Raw genomic sequence first — 16,891 nt, 5'->3', positions numbered from 1 at the left:
TCGGTGATGGTCAGGTCCGGGTCACTCTGCGGCGTACTCCGGAGAGCAGCGCGTCGAGTTCGGTGAGCCGCAGCGGACGGGCGAGCAGGGCGAAGGTGAGAATGACGGCGGTCGCGCCGGCAACCGTGGAGACCACCGCTCCCGCCGGTGCGGTTCCCGAGGCCGCGAAGTGACCCAGCGCGGTGGCGGGGACGGCGGCGAGCAGCAGCCGCGCGTGGGCGCCGACGGCGGACGAGCGCAGGGGGCGGGCGACGGCGAGCCGGCGGCTCAGCACCCGCGCGGTCACCGCCCAGCCCGCGCACAGCGCCAGCGAGTACGCCGCCGCCATGCCGGTCACGGCCCAGCGGGCCGGCAGCAGGTGTGCGGCGGCCACGGACAGTCCCGCGTTCAGGGCGACGATCACCAGGTTGAGCAGGAAGGGCGTACGGGTGTCGGAGAGCGCGTAGAAGGCGCGGGAGAGGACGTACTGGCCGGACAGCGCGATGAGTCCCGGCGCGAAGGCCATCAGGATCCCGGCCATGGCGGTGGTGTCGGCGGCGCTGGTCCTGCCGTATCCGAAGACGAGGGCCATCACCGGCTGGGCGAGGGCGAACAGCGCGCAGGCGGCGGGTACGACGGCGCAGGCGCTGACGCGCAGGGCGTGGGAGACGTCGCGCCGCACGGCGGCGGTGTCCCCGTCGGCGGCGGCCGCGCTCATCCGGGGCATCAGCGCGGTCACCACGGAGACGGTGACGATGCCGTGCGGTACGACCCACAGGGCATAGGCGTTGTTGTACGCGCCGTACCCGGGACCGCCGTCGAGGCCCGCGGTGGTCGCAAGGCGGGTGGTGACCCAGTAGGCGGCCTGGTTGGCCAGCACCAGCAGCACCAGCCAGCCGGCCGCGCGCAGCGGGCGGGTCAGTCCGCTGCCGCGCCAGTCGAAGCGGGGCCGCCAGCGGAAGCGGGCCGCGCGCAGCGCGGGGACGAGGGCGAGGGCCTGGGCGGCGATACCGGCGGTCGTGCCCCAGCCGAGCACGGCGGTCTCGGTCGCGGTGAGCGTGTCCCCGCCGCCCATGGCCATCGCCAGGTACAGGCCGAACACGGCCATGACGACGAGGTTGTTGAGGACGGGCGCCCACATCATCGCGCCGAACCGGCCACGCGCGTTGAGTATCTGCCCGAGCAGCGTGAACAGTCCGAGGAAGAAGATCTGGGGCAGGCAGTAGCGGGCGAACGCGGTCGTCATGGCCGCCTGTTCGCCGGTGTAGTCGGTGTACGCGTCGATGATCGCGGGGGCCGCCCACACCGCGGTCGCGGTGATCGCCAGCAGGGCGACGACGCACACGGTGACGAGCCGGTCGGTGTACGCGGCGCCCCCGTCGTCGTGCTCCTTGGCGGCCTTGACCAGCTCGGGCACGAAGACGGCGTTCATCGCGCCGCCGAGGAGCAGCATGTAGACGATGGTGGGCAGGGCGTTGCCGACCGCGTAGCCGTCGGCGACCGGCCCGATGGTGCCCAGCGCCGCCGCGACCACGGCGGAGCGGGCGAATCCGGTGGCCCGGGAGACGATGGATCCGGCGGCCATCACGGCGCTGCCGCGCGCGGCGGAGGAAGCCGGAGAGGCCGCCTTTGTCGCTTTGGTATGGCCCGTGGCGGTCGGCGTCGTCTGCTTCATCGGCGGTTCAGGTACGCGTGGAAGGCGCGGTAAAGCGTGTGGTTGGCGCTGCCGGCCAAGGGCCTCTCCCATTCCCCCAACGTCTCGACGACCTGTCCCCCGGTGCCGAGCTTCCACCGCAGCAGTCCGTACGCACGTTCGTCTGGATCGAGTGTGGAGGGTACCCCGCGCATGTCGTAGACATCGGCGCCGAGCGCGTGGGCGTCCTGCAGCATCCGCCACTGCAGGGCGTTGGAGGGCCGGACCTCGCGGCGGTGGTCGGCCGAGGCGCCGGTCTGGTACCAGGCCCGGCGGCCCACCGTGATCATCGTGTGGGCGGCCAGGATCTCTCCCCGGTGCCGGGCGAGGTACAGCTTCATCCGGCCCGGTTCCTCGGCGTTGAGCGCCGCGTACTGACGCTCGTAGTAGGCGAGCGAACGGCCGAGCCGGAAACCGTCGCGTCGCTCGGTGATGCCGAGCAGCCGGTAGAACTCGGGGAGTTCCGCGGCACTGCCCACCACCACCTCCACGCCCTCCTTCTGGGCGCGGCGGACATTGCGGCGCCACTCCTGGTTGAGCCCGGCCCACAGGTCCTTCGTGGTGCGTTCGGCGAGCGGTACGTGGAAGACGTGCCGGGGCTGGGCGTCCCCCTCCGCTCCGGTCCCGTCACCGCCGCAGCGGCGCCAGCCCCGGGCCCGCAGCCGCTCGGCGACGGCGGTGCCCAGCGGGTCGACCTCGCTGGCGAGCACGTCGCCCAGGCGTCGGCCCGGGCCGGTGAGCGGCTTGAGACGGGCGGCGTCCCAGCGCCGGTAGGCGGGCGACGGGCCTATGCGTACGGCGAAGGCGCCCGCGCGGCGCAGGTGTTCGAGGAGCGGAGCGAGCCAGCCGTCGATGTCGGGGTCGTTCCAGTCGGCGACGGGCCCTTCGGGGAGGTAGGCGAAGTACTTGCGGGTGCCGGGGAACTGCCGTAGCAGCACCAGGGCCACGCCAGTCAGTTCTCCCGCCTCGGGATCCGGTCCCCAGCCGAGGAGTTGGGCACGCCAGCCCTCCTTGACCTCGGCCCAGGAGGGGAGTTGCAGGAAGCCGGCGCCGAGCGCCGCGCCGTCGGGGGACGCGAGGAAGGCCCGGTAGGTCTCCGCGGTGATGGTTCGCAGGGCAAAGCCCCGGTTGTGTGCCTGGGGCACGCGGCCGGGCGGCACGAGCAGCGCTGACACGGTCTGAACCTCTCCTTCTCCCCGGGCCTGTCGCGGGGACACACAGGAGGTTCACAGCGGCCCATGACCGCTCCGTCCGGCGAATGTGACCGGACCATGACCGTTCCTCACCAGACGCCGTCACATAGCCCCATAGCGGCTGACCTCGGGTTTTCCGGCTCTACAGTCACGACATCGCCGAATCGTCCACCCCCTTCTCGTCCTCCCGGAGGTCCTGTTGTCGCGCACCCGTGTACTCACCCATGCCCGCGTCCGGGCCACCGTCGTGGCCGCCCTGCTGGCGTCGCTCGCCGCCTGCTCGTCGAGCGGCTCCCCCAGCGCCCCGGACGGCAAGGTGAAGCCGCGCGCCGCCGACCGTCCTGTCACGGTCACCGTCACGCCCACGGGAGAACGGGTCCCGGCGGGCGAGCCCGTGAAGGTCACGGCCGCGGGCGGCAGACTCACCTCGGTGGCCGTCACCGACGCCGAGGGCCACCGGCTCGCCGGCAAGGTCGCCGCCGACGGCCGGTCGTGGGTCTCCGACCGCAAGGCCGTACCCGGCGCGGCGTACGCGGTGACGGCGGCGACCCGCACCGAGGCCGGAACCGCCGGAACCACGAAGGCCTCCTTCACCACGGCTCCGGCGGACCAGGTCAACAAGGTCGACTGGCGACCGGGCGCCGCCGCCACCGTCGGCGTCGCCCAGCCGATCTCCCTGGTCTTCGACAACCCGGTCGAGAACCGGGCCGAGGTCGAGAAACAGCTCAGGATCACCACCTCGAACGACACCGAGGGCTCCTGGGGCTGGATACGCGACTGGTCGGGCCGGGACCGGGTGGACTGGCGGCCCAAGGCGTACTGGAAGCCCGGGACCAAGGTCACGCTGAACGCCGATCTGAACGGCACCGATTCGGGCGCCGGCGGCGGCTGGTTCGTACGCGACTACGTGACCACCTTCACCATCGGCGCCCGGCAGATCGTCAAGGTCGACCTCGACAGCCACCAGCTCCGACTCCTGCGCGACGGCGAGACGGTACGGCGCATACCGGTCAGCGGCGGCACGCCCGGCGGCGACAAGCGCTCCTGGCGTGGAACCGCCGTGCTGATGGCCAAGGAGGGCACGATCAACATGAACTCCGAGACGGTGGGTCTGGGCGACGCCTACGACAAGATGGTCGACTACTCGATGCGGCTGACCTGGTCGGGCATGTACGCACACGCCGCCCCGTGGAACGCCCGCTACTTCGGCAACGCCAACCACAGTTCCGGATGCATAGGGATGAGCGACGCGAACGCGGCCTGGTTCTACGGGCAGGTGCGGCCGGGCGACCCGTTCGAGATCACCGGCAAGGACACCAAGGGCGTGGTCGAGCCCGGGAACGGCTTCGGCGCGTGGAATCTTTCATGGACCGAGTGGCAGCAGAAGAGCGCGCTGAGCTGACAAACCGTCCGACCGGCTTTTTGTGATCATGTCACCAGCCTGTGACAGCGCTGTCCTGGAACGAAGGCACCGGGATCCCTTCGGCGCGCAGCCCCCTCATAGAGATCGAGCAGCACCGAGCCGCCGAAACCGCTTCGGCCTCAACCAACCGATCACCAAGGGGATTTCATGTTCGGCAACCGTCGCAAGGCCCTCCTCGTCTCCGCGGCCCTCGTGGGCGGCGCCATGCTGATGACGGCGTGCCAGGACACGGACACGGCCACGGACACCGGTGCCTCCAAGGGTTCTTCCTCGTCCCCCACCCAGGCCGGCTCGTCGGGCAGTGGCAGTGGCAAGGGCAGCGGTCAGGGCAGCGGCAAGGACAGTGGCAAGGGCTCCGACGCGTCGGGCAAGGGGACCGAGGACGGGGCCGGTTCCGGCGTCGACACCGGCAACGGTGAGCGGGAGCAGGTCGAGCAGAGCTGCGGCGCCAACGACATCTCCTGGAGCACCAAGTCCGAGAGCCAGGCCGGCGGATACATCCTGATCATCGCCAAGGCGAAGCCGGGCATCACCTGCTACCTGCCCGCCGAGCTCCCGACCGTGGCGTTCGGATCCGACGGTACCGAGGCCGGCCCCGCGGAGCAGGCCGTCGGCGAGCCGGTCAAGCTGAGCGGGAGCACCGCCGCCTACGCCGGGGTCAACCCGAAGACCACCAACGAGGACGGCGGCAAGGAACTGGACAGCATCATCGTCGCCGTCGGCGCCGACGACCCCGACCCCGTTTCCCTGCCGGTCGACACCATCACCGTCGACAAGCCGATCGTCACCAACTGGCACACCGCCCCGACGGACGCCGTTCCCTTCAGCTGAACGAACCTTCAACCCTGAGCGCACGCGCGGAGGGCCGCACCCGGGAATGGGTGCGGCCCTCCGCCATGACGGGAAACGTGCGCCTCACCGGTGGTGGGGCGAGGTCAGGTAGTGCTGCCTGAGGAGCTCCCTTCCGTAGTCGTTGCCGTTGGGGGTGCGGACGATGGAGTGGACGTGCTTCTGGGTCGGGCCGTCGCCCTGCGCCGCGCCGTACGCCCCGGCCTGCGGACCCGGGCCCTGGCAGTCGACCTCGACCCAGACGACGGGGCTGTGGACGCGGACGTAGAAGGCGGAGTCGTCGGCGATGCCGCCGGCCCAGGTGACGTAGGTGTCGGCGAGGTGGGCCCGGACCTCGGCCATCCGCACCTTCGCCGCGTCGGCCCGCGCCCGGCCGACGAAGGCCTCGACGATGCCGAGGAGCATCCTCTGCTGGGCGGCGTTCAGGACGTCGCCGCGCAGGCCCTCGTACGCCTGGACCGTGTTGTCGGAGAAGGCACCCGCCTTCATGGACTCGTTCGTCTTGGTCGAGGAGACGATGGCGACCGATCGCTGGGCCGCCGTGAGGGAGTTGATGAAGGCCAGCGAGGCGACGACCTCCTCGTGGCAGACCGTGACCGTCTCGCCGTCGATCTCCATCGACGTCGGCTCCGAGCCCCAGAAGCAGGGGCTCATGACCACCTGGTCGCCGAGGACGAAGTAGTTGATGACCAGGTGGTGGCCGTCGAACTGGAAGCCCCAGGGCTCGGTGGCGGACGGAGTGCCCATCACCGTCCAGTAGTAGGCGTCCTCGTTGAAGGAGTTCGTGTTGCCTATTTCTCCGTCGTCTCCAGGCCGTCCGCGCTCAGTGCCGCCTTGAGCAGGGCGGTCCCGAGCGCCTTCTGGTCGTCGCTCAGATCGGCGAGGGCGACGCCCTGGCGGTCGTAGGAGTCGACGTTGCTCCACAGGCGCCACTCGGTGGAGTGGACGGTGAACTGGGTCGAGGTCCGCTGGTAGGCCGCGCAGCCGCAGCATGACCTCTTCGAGGGAGAAGGGCTTGGTCACATAGTCGTCGGCGCCGGCCGACAGTCCGTCGATGCGGTGTTCCAGGGTGTCGCGGGCGGTGAGCATGAGCACGGGCAACTGCGCGTTCTCGTACCGCAGTCGCCGCAGTACGTGCACACCGTCCAGGTCCGGCAGCATCCCGTCCAGGACGACGGCGTGCGGGGCGCAGCCGCGTGCGAGCGTCAGGGCGCTGCGCCCGTCGTCCGCGAGGAACGGCTGCCAGCCCGCCTCCACGACGGCCCACGACAGCAGTTCGGTGAGCTCGGGCTCGTCGTCGACGATCAGCACTCGTACGGCGGGCATGCACCGAACTCTGTCCCGCGACCCTGAGGGCCTCCTGTGAGGGACCTGTTGTCCGGCCAGGAGTTCCCGGTTGTCCGCGAACTCCCCCGGAATTGTCCGTGATCGGTAACGGAGGGATCCCGCGGCCGCTGTCTCTCGTCCTGCCATGTGGTCGCAAGGCGACCCGGGGATCGGCGAGGAACTGCGCGAAAGCGGGGCGGACATGGCACGGCACGGCGGCGGGCGGGGCTGGTACGGCAAGGTGATCGGTGCGGCGCTGGGGGTGACGGTGCTCGCCACGGGTGCCTCGGTGTGGACCGCGCAGGCCGGTGCCGTGGGCGGCTCGTCGCCGAAGACGACCGCGTCGGCCAGGCCGGGCGGTGACGTCAAGCCGGTCGCGGTGTCCATCGTCCATGCCTCGGACAAGGGGGCGCGCGGCGTCAACATCACCATCGACGACGGCCCCGACCCCGTGTGGACCCCTCAAGTGCTGGACGTGCTGCGGGAGTACGGGGTGAAGGCCACGTTCTGCATGGTGGGGACGCAGGCGCAGGCCCACCCGGACCTCGTGAAGAAGGTGGTCGCGGCCGGGCACCGGCTGTGCGACCACTCGGTGTCGCACGACACCACCATGGACAAGAACTCCGAGGCCTACCAGTCGCAGCAGATCCTCGACGCCGAACGCATGATCACCAAGGCGTCCGGGGGCGTACGGCCGATGTACTACCGGGCGCCGGGCGGTGCCTTCACCCCCTACAGCCGCAAGCTCGCCGCCGACCGGGGCATGCGCCCGCTGGGCTGGAACGTGGACACCAAGGACTTCGAGCAGCCCGGCGCGGACGCGATCGTCGCCACCGTCCAGCGCGAGCTGCCCAACGGGCCGACCCTCCTCTTCCACGACGCGGGCGGCGACCGTTCCCAGACCGTCGACGCCCTGCGCCGGATCCTCCCCTGGCTCAAGGAGCAGGGCTACTCCTTCGGATTCCCGGTGCGCTGAGCCCGGTCCGGATCTCAGGCGAGGCCGAACATCAGCCAGGCCTGAGGGGCCGCCCAGCCGGGGTACTGCTTGGTCATGGCGCCGAACAGCTCGGCGTCGCCGGAGGTCTCCTCCCTCAGCCGGGCGAAGTCGGTGAGGTACCGCTTCGTCCACTCGATCGCCTCGGGTGTGTCCGCGGCGCCCGGCTTCTTGTGGCCGGCCACCGCGACCTTCGGGTTCAGCGCCGCCAACCGGTCCAGCGCCGCCAGCCAGTTCGCCAGGTTCTCGGGGGTGAGCCCCGCGACGTACTGATGGCACTGGTTGTAGAGGACGTCTCCGGCGACGACGAGGTCGAGCGAGGGCACGTACAGGGAGGTGCTGTCCGCCGCGTCGGTGTGGCCCTGCTGGATGATGCGCAGTTCGTGGCCCTCCAGGGTGAGGACTTCGTCGTTGTAGGGATCGGGCAGGGGGATCACGGCCGGCAGCCGGCCGGGCAGCAGCTTGCGGTAGAAGGCCACCTGCTGCTTGCGCGCCAGCTCCACCGCCCCGGGCGCGGCGACGCACCGCGCGGTGGGGAAATGGCGCTTGAGGACGCTGACGCCGGCGAAGTGGTCGAGGTGGCCGTGGGTGATGTAGATCGTCGTGAGGTTGCGGTGGTGCAGGGCGACCCAGGCGGCCAGCGCCTCGGCCTCCGCCTCGGTCGTGAGCGTGTCCACCAGCACCGCGTCACTGTCGCCGTAGATCAGGGTCGAGGTCATCGGGTCCCAGGCCATCGTGTCCCCGAACGGCCGGGGCCGGTCGCCCACCAGCGGCTTCTCCGGGGCGGTGAAGACGTTGAAGTTCAGCGTGGATGCCATGTCGGCCCTTCCTAGTCGGGACGAGCGAGCGCTGGGCGCTGCCGGACCTTCCTGCGTGAGAGCCCGCTACTCCAGGATCCCCAGCTCACTGTCCGGGCGGCAGAACGGGCACGGTTCGAGGTTGGGGTCTGTGAGGGCGACGCGCGCCTCGTGGGCTCTGATCGGGTGGGCGGTGCCCTCGATCATCGTGCAGTCGTCCGTGTGGATCACGGCGGGCTCCGGGCCGTCGGGGGTGCGTTTCTGCTGGACCACGAAGGCCCTTGGGCGGCCCGCGTCTCGGGCGGGGGTGAAGGAGGGGAGCGCGGGCCGGCGTCGTGGGGGAGGGCCGGGGCGTGGGCGGCCTTCGGCCTCTGCCCCGGCTTCGGCTTCGGCGAGGGCCGCCCGTACGGCGTCTCGCTGGAGGCGCAGATAGATTCCCACGGCTTCGTTCTCGGCGATCCGGTCCTCGATGAAGGCCAGGATCGCCCGGAGTCGCCGTGCGTCAGGCGGCAGCGCGGTCATCGCCCGCACCGTTGCCGTGCGCGGTGAAGCCCCTCACCCCCAGGTCCTCTCCCCACGCGCCAGACTCCGCAGCTCCCACCATGCTGCCGCCGATCTACCGCGCTCCTGCCAGTAGGGGTGGAAGAGGACTGCGGTGGACAGCCGGTACAGGCGCCGGCGCAGCTCGGTCCGGCCGGGGCGCTCGGCGAGCTGGTGGTAGGTGTGGCTCCACTCCTGCTGCGCCTGGACGAGATCGTCGGGGAACGGTCGCATGGCCGAATTCAATCATGTGTTCGATTTTCCACGCCATCGCGACCGGCACCTTCGGCGCGCTTCAGCCGAGCTGCTCCGCCGGCCCTACGACCACGGCGTGAACGTCGTCGGCAAACCGCCGCCCATGCCGCGGCTCCCTCCAGAACCGATCACGGACGTTCGTAGTGCTGAAGGACGCCACCGAGCAAGAAGCACGAGGCGCCGATGAGGGTGGCCCAGTTGGCGATTTCGGCGTTGATCTCGCTGCCGGTGGCGGGACGGGTGAAGGCGGCGATCGCCGAGGCCATGAAGAGCACGGAGCCGAACTGGTTCACGGCGACGATCCACCAGCCGAGACTGCGGCGCCGGAAGCAGAGCCGCCCGTGGCAGATCTCGACGAAGGCGAGGTGGCCGGAGATCAGGAAGAGCAGACAGCCGATCACGTCCGGGGTCCAGATCAGCCGGTTGATCTGCTGGACGCTCAGCCCCTGGAGGAAGGAGTCCAGCAGGTCGACGGCGAACACCAGGGTGCCGGCGAACAGGACGATCGCGCTCAGCCAGTCCACCCGCGTCGGCTCGTAGCTCCACCAGCGCCAGCCGTGGGTGACGAGTCGGCCCTCGCCGCCGGGTACGTGACGGGGAGCGTTGACGACCTGGAGCAGTGAGACATAGCCGCCGGTGTTGAAGAACAGACCGCCGGCGAAGTAGATCGAGGCGCAGGTGGTGGCGTCGCCGGAGCCGAGCTGGGCGACACCGGCGCCGGCCGCGAACAGGGCTCCGCCGATGATGAAGGCGGTCGCGGCGGTGGCGTTGAGCCCGCGCAGGCGGCGCAGCGCGACCTCGTCGGCGCTGGTGTGCCGGCTGCTGGGCGCGCCGGGCGGGCGTACGGCGATGATCCCGCGGCGACGGGCGAGCCGTGACTCCCAGACGGCGGTGCCGCCGCCCGGGGGTTGCCAGGTGAGGCGGGTGGTGAACGGTCCCGCGCCCTCGGCGCGCAGCTCGGGTTGTCCCACGGGCCGAGAGTAGATCGCCCGCCGGAGGCGTCTCGCGCGCGAAACGCCGTCGGGACCTGCAAGACGACGGGACGAGTGAAGGTGATGTTCCCGCACCCGGGCCCATCCGCCCGCACTCGAGATCCCTCCTCCGCCGCGTCGGAAAATCTGTTATGGCGAGGACACATCTGCCGGGCCCACCGGAGTTAGGGTTGTCCCACGAGGCAAGTGGTGCTGAACCCTTCGGAGCACGGGTGCCACGCACACCCGGGTCCCTCGCCGCGTCCCCGAAACGAAGGTGCAATGCCCGCTGAGAACGCCCCCGTCGCCGGGAACCTCGACGACGACGACTACCCCGCCTACACCATGGGGCGGGCCGCCGACGTTCTCGGCACCACCCCCGCCTTCCTCCGGGCCGTCGGCCAGGCCGAGCTGATCACTCCCCTGCGTTCCGAAGGCGGTCACCGGCGGTACTCCCGCCGCCAGCTGCGCATCGCCGCCCGCGCCCGGGAGCTCGTCGACCAGGGCACCCCCATCGAGACCGCGTGCCGCATCATCTCCCTCGAGGACCAGCTCGACGACGCCCTCCGCCTGAACCGGGAGATGCGCCGGATGCTGGACGAGCACGGCGGCCGCCGCGCCGCGGATATCTAGTCTCGCCGGTGCAGAATTACGGGCCACGACGGGGTGAGAATGTCTGAACGACCCCGAAAACCTGCAGGCAGGTTGCGCCCGAGCTGTGTTAGCGTGATAGCAGTTGCAGTTTTGGTTGCCAGAGACTTGGTTCTTTGCAAAGCTTTCCGGATCTTTCCGGAGGGGTGATCATCGCGGCGACTCGGATCCGTAAAGTGCGGAGTCCGGCACTGCCCCCCAAGGGAGATTCAATATGGCATCTGGCACCGTGAAGTGGTTCAACGCGGAAAAGGGCTTCGGCTTCATCGAGCAGGACGGCGGCGGCGCTGACGTGTTCGCCCACTACTCGAACATCGCCACTTCTGGCTTCCGCGAGCTTCAGGAAGGCCAGAAGGTTACCTTCGATGTCACGCAGGGCCAGAAGGGCCCGCAGGCCGAGAACATCGTTCCCGCCTGACGCTGACGCGACATGAGGCTGGGGCCCGCGCTCTTGGGGTGCGGGTCCCAGCTCATTGTTTTGTCCGGGCTCCGGAGCTTTTCTGAGTTCCCGGACCTCCCGGAGTTCACGGTCTTCCCGGACCTCCCGGTCTTCCCGGAGTTTCCGGATTCTTGACAGCCTCGGCTTCAGTGCCGCGCTGCTTTCGTATTTCCCTCGGCTTATTCTTGTGGTTCCGCATGCGGCTCATCGCCGCTGGGCAGAATTCCTCGATACGCCGGATCGAGGAAGGTTCCTCAATGAACCGCACCCGCCGTACCGGCGGCAGTTCAGGTCGCTCCCGCGCAGACAGGAGTTCCACCCGCTCGGCGAGCAGCGCTCGTGGCGGCCGCTTCCGCTCCCAGGAGTCGGGGCGGCAGAGCCCTCGGGCCTCCGCCGCCCGCCCGCAGGAGTTCACTCTCCCGGTCACCCTCACCGAGCCGCTGCCGGCGGTCGAGACGTTCACCGAACTGGGCCTGCCCGCACGTCTGTTGGCCACGCTCGGCACCGAGGGCGTGACCGTGCCCTTCCCGATCCAGGCGGCCACGCTGCCCAACGCGCTGGCCGGACGGGACGTACTGGGCCGAGGGCGCACCGGCTCGGGCAAGACGCTCGCCTTCGGCCTGGCCGTACTGGCCCGGCTGGACGGGCAGCGGGCCCAGCCCCGCCAGCCCCTCGCCCTCGTCCTCGTACCCACGCGGGAACTGGCCCAGCAGGTCACCGACGCGCTCACCCCCTACGCCCGTGCCCTGCGCCTGCGGCTCGCCACCGTGGTGGGCGGCATGGGGATCGGACGCCAGGCGAGTGCGCTGCGCGCCGGCGCCGAGGTCGTCGTGGCGACACCCGGCCGTCTCAAGGACCTCATCGAACGGGGTGACTGCCGGCTCGACCAGGTCACCGTCACCGTCCTCGACGAGGCCGACCAGATGGCCGACATGGGCTTCATGCCGCAGGTGACCGCGCTGCTCGACCAAGTCGGTCCCGACGGCCAGCGGTTGCTGTTCTCGGCCACCCTGGACCGCAACATCGACCTTCTGGTACGCCGCTACCTCCACGACCCCGTGGTGCACTCGGTCGACCCGTCCGCGGGAGCCGTCAGCACCATGGCGCACCACCTGCTGCACGTGCACGACGACGACAAGCACGCCACCGCGACCGAGATCGCCGCCCGCGACGGGCGAGTGATCATGTTCCTGGACACCAAGCACGCGGCCGACCGGCTGGCCAAGCACCTGCTGTCCGTCGGTGTGCGCGCCCTGGCCCTGCACGGCGGCAAGTCCCAGCCGCAGCGCAACAAGACGCTGGCCCGGTTCAAGGACGGCCATGTCACGGTCCTGGTCGCCACCAACGTCGCCGCGCGCGGCATCCACGTCGACGACCTCGACCTCGTGGTGAACGTCGATCCTCCCGGCGACCACAAGGACTACCTGCACCGCGGCGGCCGTACCGCCCGTGCCGGCGAGTCCGGCACCGTCGTCACCCTCGTCCTGCCGCACCAGCGGCGCGCGATGGACCGTCTGATGGCCGACGCCGGCATCACACCGCGTTCCTCCAAGGTCCGCCCCGGCGAGGCCGAACTGCAGCGCATCACCGGCGCCCGGACCCCCTCCGGCGTGCCCGTCACCATCACCCCGCCGGCCACCGAACAAGCCGAGCAGGGCGAACGTACGGGAGCCGCCGGCCGCGGTCGCAGTCGTCGCGGCGCCGGTCGTGGCGGGAACGGACAGGCCGCCGGGCGCAGTGGGAACGGACAGGCCGCCGGCCGTGCCGGGAGCGGACGGGCCACCGGGCGGAGCGGAAACGGACAGGCCGCCGGGCGCAGTGGAAGCGGAACCACCGCCGCCCGCACCCGTCGCTCCACCCCGAGGAACAACCCCTAGCCCGGACACGCGCTGGGCGACCCGCTCTCACTCCCCGACCGCATCCCGCTCCCCGACCGCCATCCGGCCGCCGTCGCGCGGTCACCCCTCCGGCGTTTCTCCCCCAGCCCTGTGGAGGCATCCATGCGCTGTGTCATCGCCCGATTCCCCTTCGACCTGGTCAAGAGCGAGGTCGAGCAGTCGATGAGCGGCATCACGCCCGAGCCCGTCACCGGCGTGGCCGTGACCATCAGCGGCCGGGTCTATCCCGTGATGCAGGTCGGAGAAGTGATCACCAGGCAGAACCGGCGCGACTTCACGGCGGGCGAGATGCGCCGGGCACTGACCCGGCTCGGCTTCACCTGCCACGACGCGCCCCCGCCCGCGCCGGCCGGGGAGACGCGGGCCGACGAGGGTGCGCTGGGCTGGTGACGCCCGGTTCCCGGCACGCCCCGACGCCCTTCGTCGGACTAGGCTCCTGAGGTATGAAGCACCCTGACGACCTGCTCGTCGCGATCGCCGCGACGGTGGAGTCGCAGCACAGCAGCCAGATGTCCCTGACCGTGGTGACCGCGGGAGCCGTCATCACGGGACGGCTCGCGCCGGAAGCCCTGTGGAAGGAGCGGGTGGCCGAGGTCCTGCGGGATTCCGAGCACCTGGGGCGGTTCGCCGCCGTGTTCACCCCGCCCCAGGGCGGCGGCACGCCGGAGCACGGCGACCGGCCCACCCACCTCCACTTCCATGTCGCCCGGATTCTGCAGGGCAGCTTCGGCATCCCCGACACGGGAGGCATGTACCGCGTCGCGCTGGAGGACGTGAGTGCCTGGACCATCGGGGACATCGGCTACTCGGACCAGTGAGGCGGCGGGTGCGTCATCCGTGCGGCCTGGATAGGGTTGACACGTAGGGAAAACGTGCCAAAACGCACCGTCGGCAGATCGGTCCGTGTCGACGGTGGATCGGATGGCGGCCATGGACGCATCGACTGTTTCCCCACAGGGCGTCTACCCCCTCCGGCCCGGTGCCCCCGGCGGACACGCGGGGCCGGCCGGTCCCGGTGAGGCGGCCGAGCACGCTGTCGCCCGGCACAGTGTGACGTTCGATGTGTTCGGCGCGCATATCGAACTGCCGCCTGTCGACCAGCTCGCCTTTCTCACGGGTGTCGGCGTACTGGCCGCTTTCGAGATCATCGACTGGCCGGTGGCGCTGGTCCTGGGAGTCGGGCACCAGCTCGCCCACAACCATCACAACCGGGTGCTGCGCGAGTTCGGCGAGGCCATGGAAGAGGCCTGAGGGCGACGACCGACACCAGAGGTGAACGGCCGGTACCGACGTGCGGGTGCCGCGGCCCGGTGATGGAATTGAGGGGCGGGGGGCGTCCCATGGGCGCAAGGGGAAGCCGTGAGCACCAGAGGTGACACCGTGACCGACGAACTCGAAGAAGTGGGCCCGATCGACTACCTGGTCGTCGAGTTCCCCGGCAACCGGATGACGGGCGAGGGGTTCCCCCTGCTGGTCGACCTCGTGGACCGCGGCCTCATCCGGATCCTGGATCTGTTGTTCGTCAGGAAGGGCGAGGACGGATCCGTGACCGGCATGGAGATCGCCGACCTCACCGGCGACGGCGCACTCGACCTCTCCGTCTTCGAAGGCGCGTCCTCCGGGATCCTCGGCCAGGACGACATCGACGAGGCGGCCACCGCGCTGGAGCCGGGCAGCTCCGCCGGAATCCTGGTCTACGAGAACCGCTGGGCCGCGCCCTTCGCCGCCGCCCTGCGCCGCGGCGGTGCCCGCATGGTCGCCTCCGGGCGGATCCCGGTGCCCGCCCTCGTCGCCGCCCTCGATGCGACCGAGTCCGCGCGCTGAACGTCACAACGGCAGTCGGCGACGGCTGCAGGACGGAAGGGGAACGGCCATGCCAGGTCTCATCCGCGGGGTCGCGCGCACGGCCGTGGTCGCCGGAACCGCGACCGCCGTGTCGAACCGTGTGACCCGCCGGCAGCAGGGGCGATGGGCGGCGCAGGAGCGGAATCCGTACGACGAGCCCCCGGCTCAACCGGCGTCCTACGCCCAGCCGTCGGCGGCACCGTCGGCCGCCGACGACATGACCGGCAGGATCGACCAGCTCAAGCAGCTCGGCGATCTCAAGGCGCAGGGTGTGCTCACCGAGGCCGAGTTCGAGGAGCAGAAGCGCCGGGTGCTGGAGCCGTGACGCCTCCAGCAAGCCGTGACGCCTCCGGCACCCGTCAGGACCGCAGGAACGCCAGGATGTCCGGATTGACGTCGTCCGGGTTGGTCGACAGCATGCCGTGCGGGAAGCCCTCGTAGGTCCTGAGCGTGCCGTTCTTCAGGAGCTTGGCCGTCAGGGGGGCCGAGTCGTCGTACGGGACGATCTGGTCGTCGGTGCCGTGGGCGACCAGGACGGGGACGTCGATCTGCTTGAGGTCCTCGGTGAAGTCGGTCTCGGAGAACGCCTTGATGCATTCGTAGTGGGCGTTGGCCGCGCCCATCATTCCCTGTCGCCACCAGTTGTCGATGAGACCCTGCGACACCTTCGCGCCGGGGCGGTTGAAGCCGTAGAACGGCCCCGAGGGCACCTCGATGTAGTACTGCGCGCGGTTGGCGGCAAGGGCCTCGCGGAAGGCGTCGAAGGTCTCGATGGGCAGCCCGCCCGGGTTGGATTCCGACTTGACCATGATGGGCGGTACGGCGCCCACCAGCACGGCCTTCGCGACGCGGCCGGGCTTGGCGCGGGCGACGTAGCGCGCGACCTCGCCGCCGCCGGTGGAGTGGCCGATGTGGATCGCTTCCCGCAGGTCGAGCGCGTCCGCGAGCGCGATGACGTCGGCCGCGTAGGTGTCCATGTCGTGGCCGGTGGCGCTCTGGCTCGATCGTCCGTGCCCGCGGCGGTCGTGGGCGATGACCCGGAAGCCCTGCGCCAGGAAGAACACCATCTGGTTGTCCCAGTCGTCGGCGCTCAGTGGCCATCCGTGGTGGAAGACGATCGGCCGGCCGTCGCGTGGACCCCAGTCCTTGTAGAACAGGGTGGTGCCGTCGTCGGTGGTGACCGTACCCATGCTGAACCTCCGCTCGTCCGGGCGTGCCCCGGCGCCGCAGAGCTGCGCCGGGGGCGCGGTCCGATGTACCCCGACCACGCTACGCGCGGACCGTGGACGTCACATCCGCTGACGGTCGGCCTACGCTGAACCCCGTACATGAGGGACAGGAGGCTGAGGTGGCCGAGACGATGTCGACCGAGGCGACGGTCGCCGAGGTGATGGCCGAGCTGGCCGGGCTCGAGGACCCGAAGGCCCGCGCGGTGAACGAGCGGCACGGTGACGATCACGGTGTGAACCTCGGCAAGCTGCGCGCGATCGCCAAGCGGCTGAAGACCCAGCAGGAGCTCGCGGGCCGACTCTGGGAGACCGGCGACAGCGCGGCGAGGCTGCTGGCCCTGCTGATCTGCCGGCCGAAGGCGTTCGGGCGGGACGAGTTGGACGCGATGCTGCGCGAGGCCCGGACACCCAAGGTGCACGACTGGCTCGTGAACTACGTCGTGAAGAAGAGCCCGCACTCCGAGGAGCTGCGCCTGGCCTGGTTCGCCGACCCGGATCCGGTGGTCGCGAGCGCCGGCTGGGCGCTGACCACCGAGCGCGTGGCGAAGAAGCCCGGGGGCCTGGACCTCCCGGGGCTGCTCGACGTCATCGAGGCGCGGATGAAGGACGCCCCGGATCGGCTGCAGTGGGCGATGAACCACTGCCTGGCCCAGATCGGGATCGAGCACGCCGAGTACCGCGCCCGCGCGATCGACATCGGTGAGCGCCTGGAGGTGCTCAAGGACTACCCGACTCCCCCGGGCTGTACGTCCCCGTTCGCGCCGGTCTGGATCGACGAGATGGTGCGCCGCCGGCACGGGGAGTAGGCC

Annotated in this window: 20 protein-coding genes and 2 pseudogenes; 12 read left to right on the top strand and 10 right to left on the bottom strand. The window is 70.6% G+C overall.

What is annotated here, in order from left to right:
• Positions 1-10: 10 nt before the first annotated feature.
• Positions 11-1,654 carry a murein biosynthesis integral membrane protein MurJ gene (gene murJ / locus ACFQ6S_RS22705; protein ID WP_383412569.1) on the bottom strand — a complete coding sequence of 548 codons (1,644 nt, stop codon included), beginning with the start codon at positions 1,652-1,654 and terminating at the stop codon, positions 11-13.
• Entirely contained in the window at positions 1,651-2,847 is a 1,197-nt protein-coding gene (locus ACFQ6S_RS22700) for a lipid II:glycine glycyltransferase FemX (protein WP_383412566.1), read from the bottom strand. The genes murJ and ACFQ6S_RS22700 overlap by 4 nt, the downstream gene beginning before the upstream one ends.
• A 217-nt stretch (positions 2,848-3,064) precedes the next feature.
• Here ACFQ6S_RS22700 and ACFQ6S_RS22695 point away from each other — a divergent pair, with 217 nt between their 5' ends.
• Positions 3,065-4,267, top strand: a complete 1,203-nt coding sequence (locus ACFQ6S_RS22695) for an Ig-like domain-containing protein (RefSeq protein WP_383412563.1) — start codon at positions 3,065-3,067, stop codon at positions 4,265-4,267.
• 168 nt (positions 4,268-4,435) lie between these two features.
• Complete coding sequence (locus tag ACFQ6S_RS22690; RefSeq protein ID WP_383412561.1) at positions 4,436-5,119, top strand: DUF4232 domain-containing protein; 684 nt, start codon at positions 4,436-4,438, stop codon at positions 5,117-5,119.
• An 84-nt stretch (positions 5,120-5,203) separates the two neighbouring features.
• On the opposite strand, the pseudogene ACFQ6S_RS22685 reads toward ACFQ6S_RS22690, so the two are convergent.
• The 3 genes and pseudogenes from ACFQ6S_RS22685 to ACFQ6S_RS22675 form a co-directional block, all read right to left on the bottom strand.
• Positions 5,204-5,863, bottom strand: a pseudogene (locus ACFQ6S_RS22685) (DUF3500 domain-containing protein); the annotation flags it as partial.
• A 65-nt stretch (positions 5,864-5,928) separates the two neighbouring features.
• Positions 5,929-6,063 carry a DUF3500 domain-containing protein gene (locus ACFQ6S_RS22680; protein ID WP_383412996.1) on the bottom strand — a complete coding sequence of 45 codons (135 nt, stop codon included), beginning with the start codon at positions 6,061-6,063 and terminating at the stop codon, positions 5,929-5,931.
• Positions 6,064-6,130: 67 nt separating this feature from the next.
• A pseudogene (locus ACFQ6S_RS22675) lies at positions 6,131-6,463 on the bottom strand (response regulator); the annotation flags it as partial.
• A 202-nt stretch (positions 6,464-6,665) separates the two neighbouring features.
• Between ACFQ6S_RS22675 and ACFQ6S_RS22670 the strand changes: the two are divergent.
• A complete protein-coding gene (locus ACFQ6S_RS22670) occupies positions 6,666-7,439 on the top strand; it encodes a polysaccharide deacetylase family protein (protein WP_383412994.1) in 774 nt (257 codons plus the stop codon).
• Positions 7,440-7,453: 14 nt separating this feature from the next.
• On the opposite strand, the gene ACFQ6S_RS22665 is transcribed toward ACFQ6S_RS22670, so the two are convergent.
• The 4 genes from ACFQ6S_RS22665 to ACFQ6S_RS22650 all read right to left on the bottom strand — a co-directional run bounded on the left by ACFQ6S_RS22665 (position 7,454) and on the right by ACFQ6S_RS22650 (position 10,020).
• Positions 7,454-8,275 carry an MBL fold metallo-hydrolase gene (locus ACFQ6S_RS22665; RefSeq protein ID WP_383412558.1) on the bottom strand — a complete coding sequence of 274 codons (822 nt, stop codon included), beginning with the start codon at positions 8,273-8,275 and terminating at the stop codon, positions 7,454-7,456.
• A gap of 66 nt (positions 8,276-8,341) precedes the next feature.
• Positions 8,342-8,776, bottom strand: coding sequence for a DUF6233 domain-containing protein (locus ACFQ6S_RS22660; RefSeq protein WP_383412555.1), 435 nt, complete (start codon positions 8,774-8,776; stop codon positions 8,342-8,344).
• Between the two features lie 33 nt (positions 8,777-8,809).
• Positions 8,810-9,028, bottom strand: coding sequence for a hypothetical protein (locus ACFQ6S_RS22655; protein WP_383412552.1), 219 nt, complete (start codon positions 9,026-9,028; stop codon positions 8,810-8,812).
• A gap of 149 nt (positions 9,029-9,177) precedes the next feature.
• Positions 9,178-10,020, bottom strand: coding sequence for a hypothetical protein (locus tag ACFQ6S_RS22650; protein ID WP_383412549.1), 843 nt, complete (start codon positions 10,018-10,020; stop codon positions 9,178-9,180).
• A 282-nt stretch (positions 10,021-10,302) separates the two neighbouring features.
• Between ACFQ6S_RS22650 and ACFQ6S_RS22645 the strand changes: the two genes are divergently transcribed.
• The 8 genes from ACFQ6S_RS22645 (at position 10,303) to ACFQ6S_RS22610 (ending at position 15,178) form a co-directional block, all read left to right on the top strand.
• Positions 10,303-10,653 (top strand): MerR family transcriptional regulator, encoded by a 351-nt coding sequence (locus tag ACFQ6S_RS22645; RefSeq protein ID WP_383412546.1) that lies wholly within the window; start codon positions 10,303-10,305, stop codon positions 10,651-10,653.
• A 232-nt stretch (positions 10,654-10,885) separates the two neighbouring features.
• Entirely contained in the window at positions 10,886-11,089 is a 204-nt protein-coding gene (locus ACFQ6S_RS22640) for a cold-shock protein (protein ID WP_007383480.1), read from the top strand.
• A gap of 278 nt (positions 11,090-11,367) precedes the next feature.
• Complete coding sequence (locus tag ACFQ6S_RS22635; protein WP_383412543.1) at positions 11,368-12,987, top strand: DEAD/DEAH box helicase; 1,620 nt, start codon at positions 11,368-11,370, stop codon at positions 12,985-12,987.
• A gap of 123 nt (positions 12,988-13,110) precedes the next feature.
• Positions 13,111-13,398 (top strand): SCO5918 family protein, encoded by a 288-nt coding sequence (locus ACFQ6S_RS22630; RefSeq protein ID WP_383412540.1) that lies wholly within the window; start codon positions 13,111-13,113, stop codon positions 13,396-13,398.
• A gap of 53 nt (positions 13,399-13,451) precedes the next feature.
• On the top strand, positions 13,452-13,826 hold the full coding sequence (locus ACFQ6S_RS22625) for a hypothetical protein (RefSeq protein ID WP_383412537.1): 375 nt from the start codon (positions 13,452-13,454) through the stop codon (positions 13,824-13,826).
• A gap of 112 nt (positions 13,827-13,938) precedes the next feature.
• A complete protein-coding gene (locus ACFQ6S_RS22620; RefSeq protein WP_383412533.1) occupies positions 13,939-14,259 on the top strand; it encodes a hypothetical protein in 321 nt (106 codons plus the stop codon).
• Positions 14,260-14,388: 129 nt separating this feature from the next.
• A complete protein-coding gene (locus tag ACFQ6S_RS22615; protein ID WP_383412991.1) occupies positions 14,389-14,832 on the top strand; it encodes a DUF6325 family protein in 444 nt (147 codons plus the stop codon).
• 49 nt (positions 14,833-14,881) lie between these two features.
• On the top strand, positions 14,882-15,178 hold the full coding sequence (locus tag ACFQ6S_RS22610; RefSeq protein ID WP_383412530.1) for an SHOCT domain-containing protein: 297 nt from the start codon (positions 14,882-14,884) through the stop codon (positions 15,176-15,178).
• Between the two features lie 34 nt (positions 15,179-15,212).
• Here the strand turns inward: ACFQ6S_RS22610 and ACFQ6S_RS22605 are convergent, their stop codons facing one another.
• A complete protein-coding gene (locus tag ACFQ6S_RS22605) occupies positions 15,213-16,043 on the bottom strand; it encodes an alpha/beta fold hydrolase (protein ID WP_383412528.1) in 831 nt (276 codons plus the stop codon).
• A 170-nt stretch (positions 16,044-16,213) separates the two neighbouring features.
• Here ACFQ6S_RS22605 and ACFQ6S_RS22600 point away from each other — a divergent pair, with 170 nt between their 5' ends.
• Complete coding sequence (locus ACFQ6S_RS22600; protein ID WP_383412989.1) at positions 16,214-16,888, top strand: DNA alkylation repair protein; 675 nt, start codon at positions 16,214-16,216, stop codon at positions 16,886-16,888.
• Positions 16,889-16,891: the final 3 nt, after the last annotated feature.

Origin of the sequence: Streptomyces sp. NPDC056479 (assembly GCF_042795335.1) — a bacterium.
Lineage (GTDB): Bacteria > Actinomycetota > Actinomycetes > Streptomycetales > Streptomycetaceae > Streptomyces.
The sequence above is the reverse complement of the archived record's forward strand: the minus strand, read 5'-3'. Positions and strand labels throughout refer to the sequence as shown.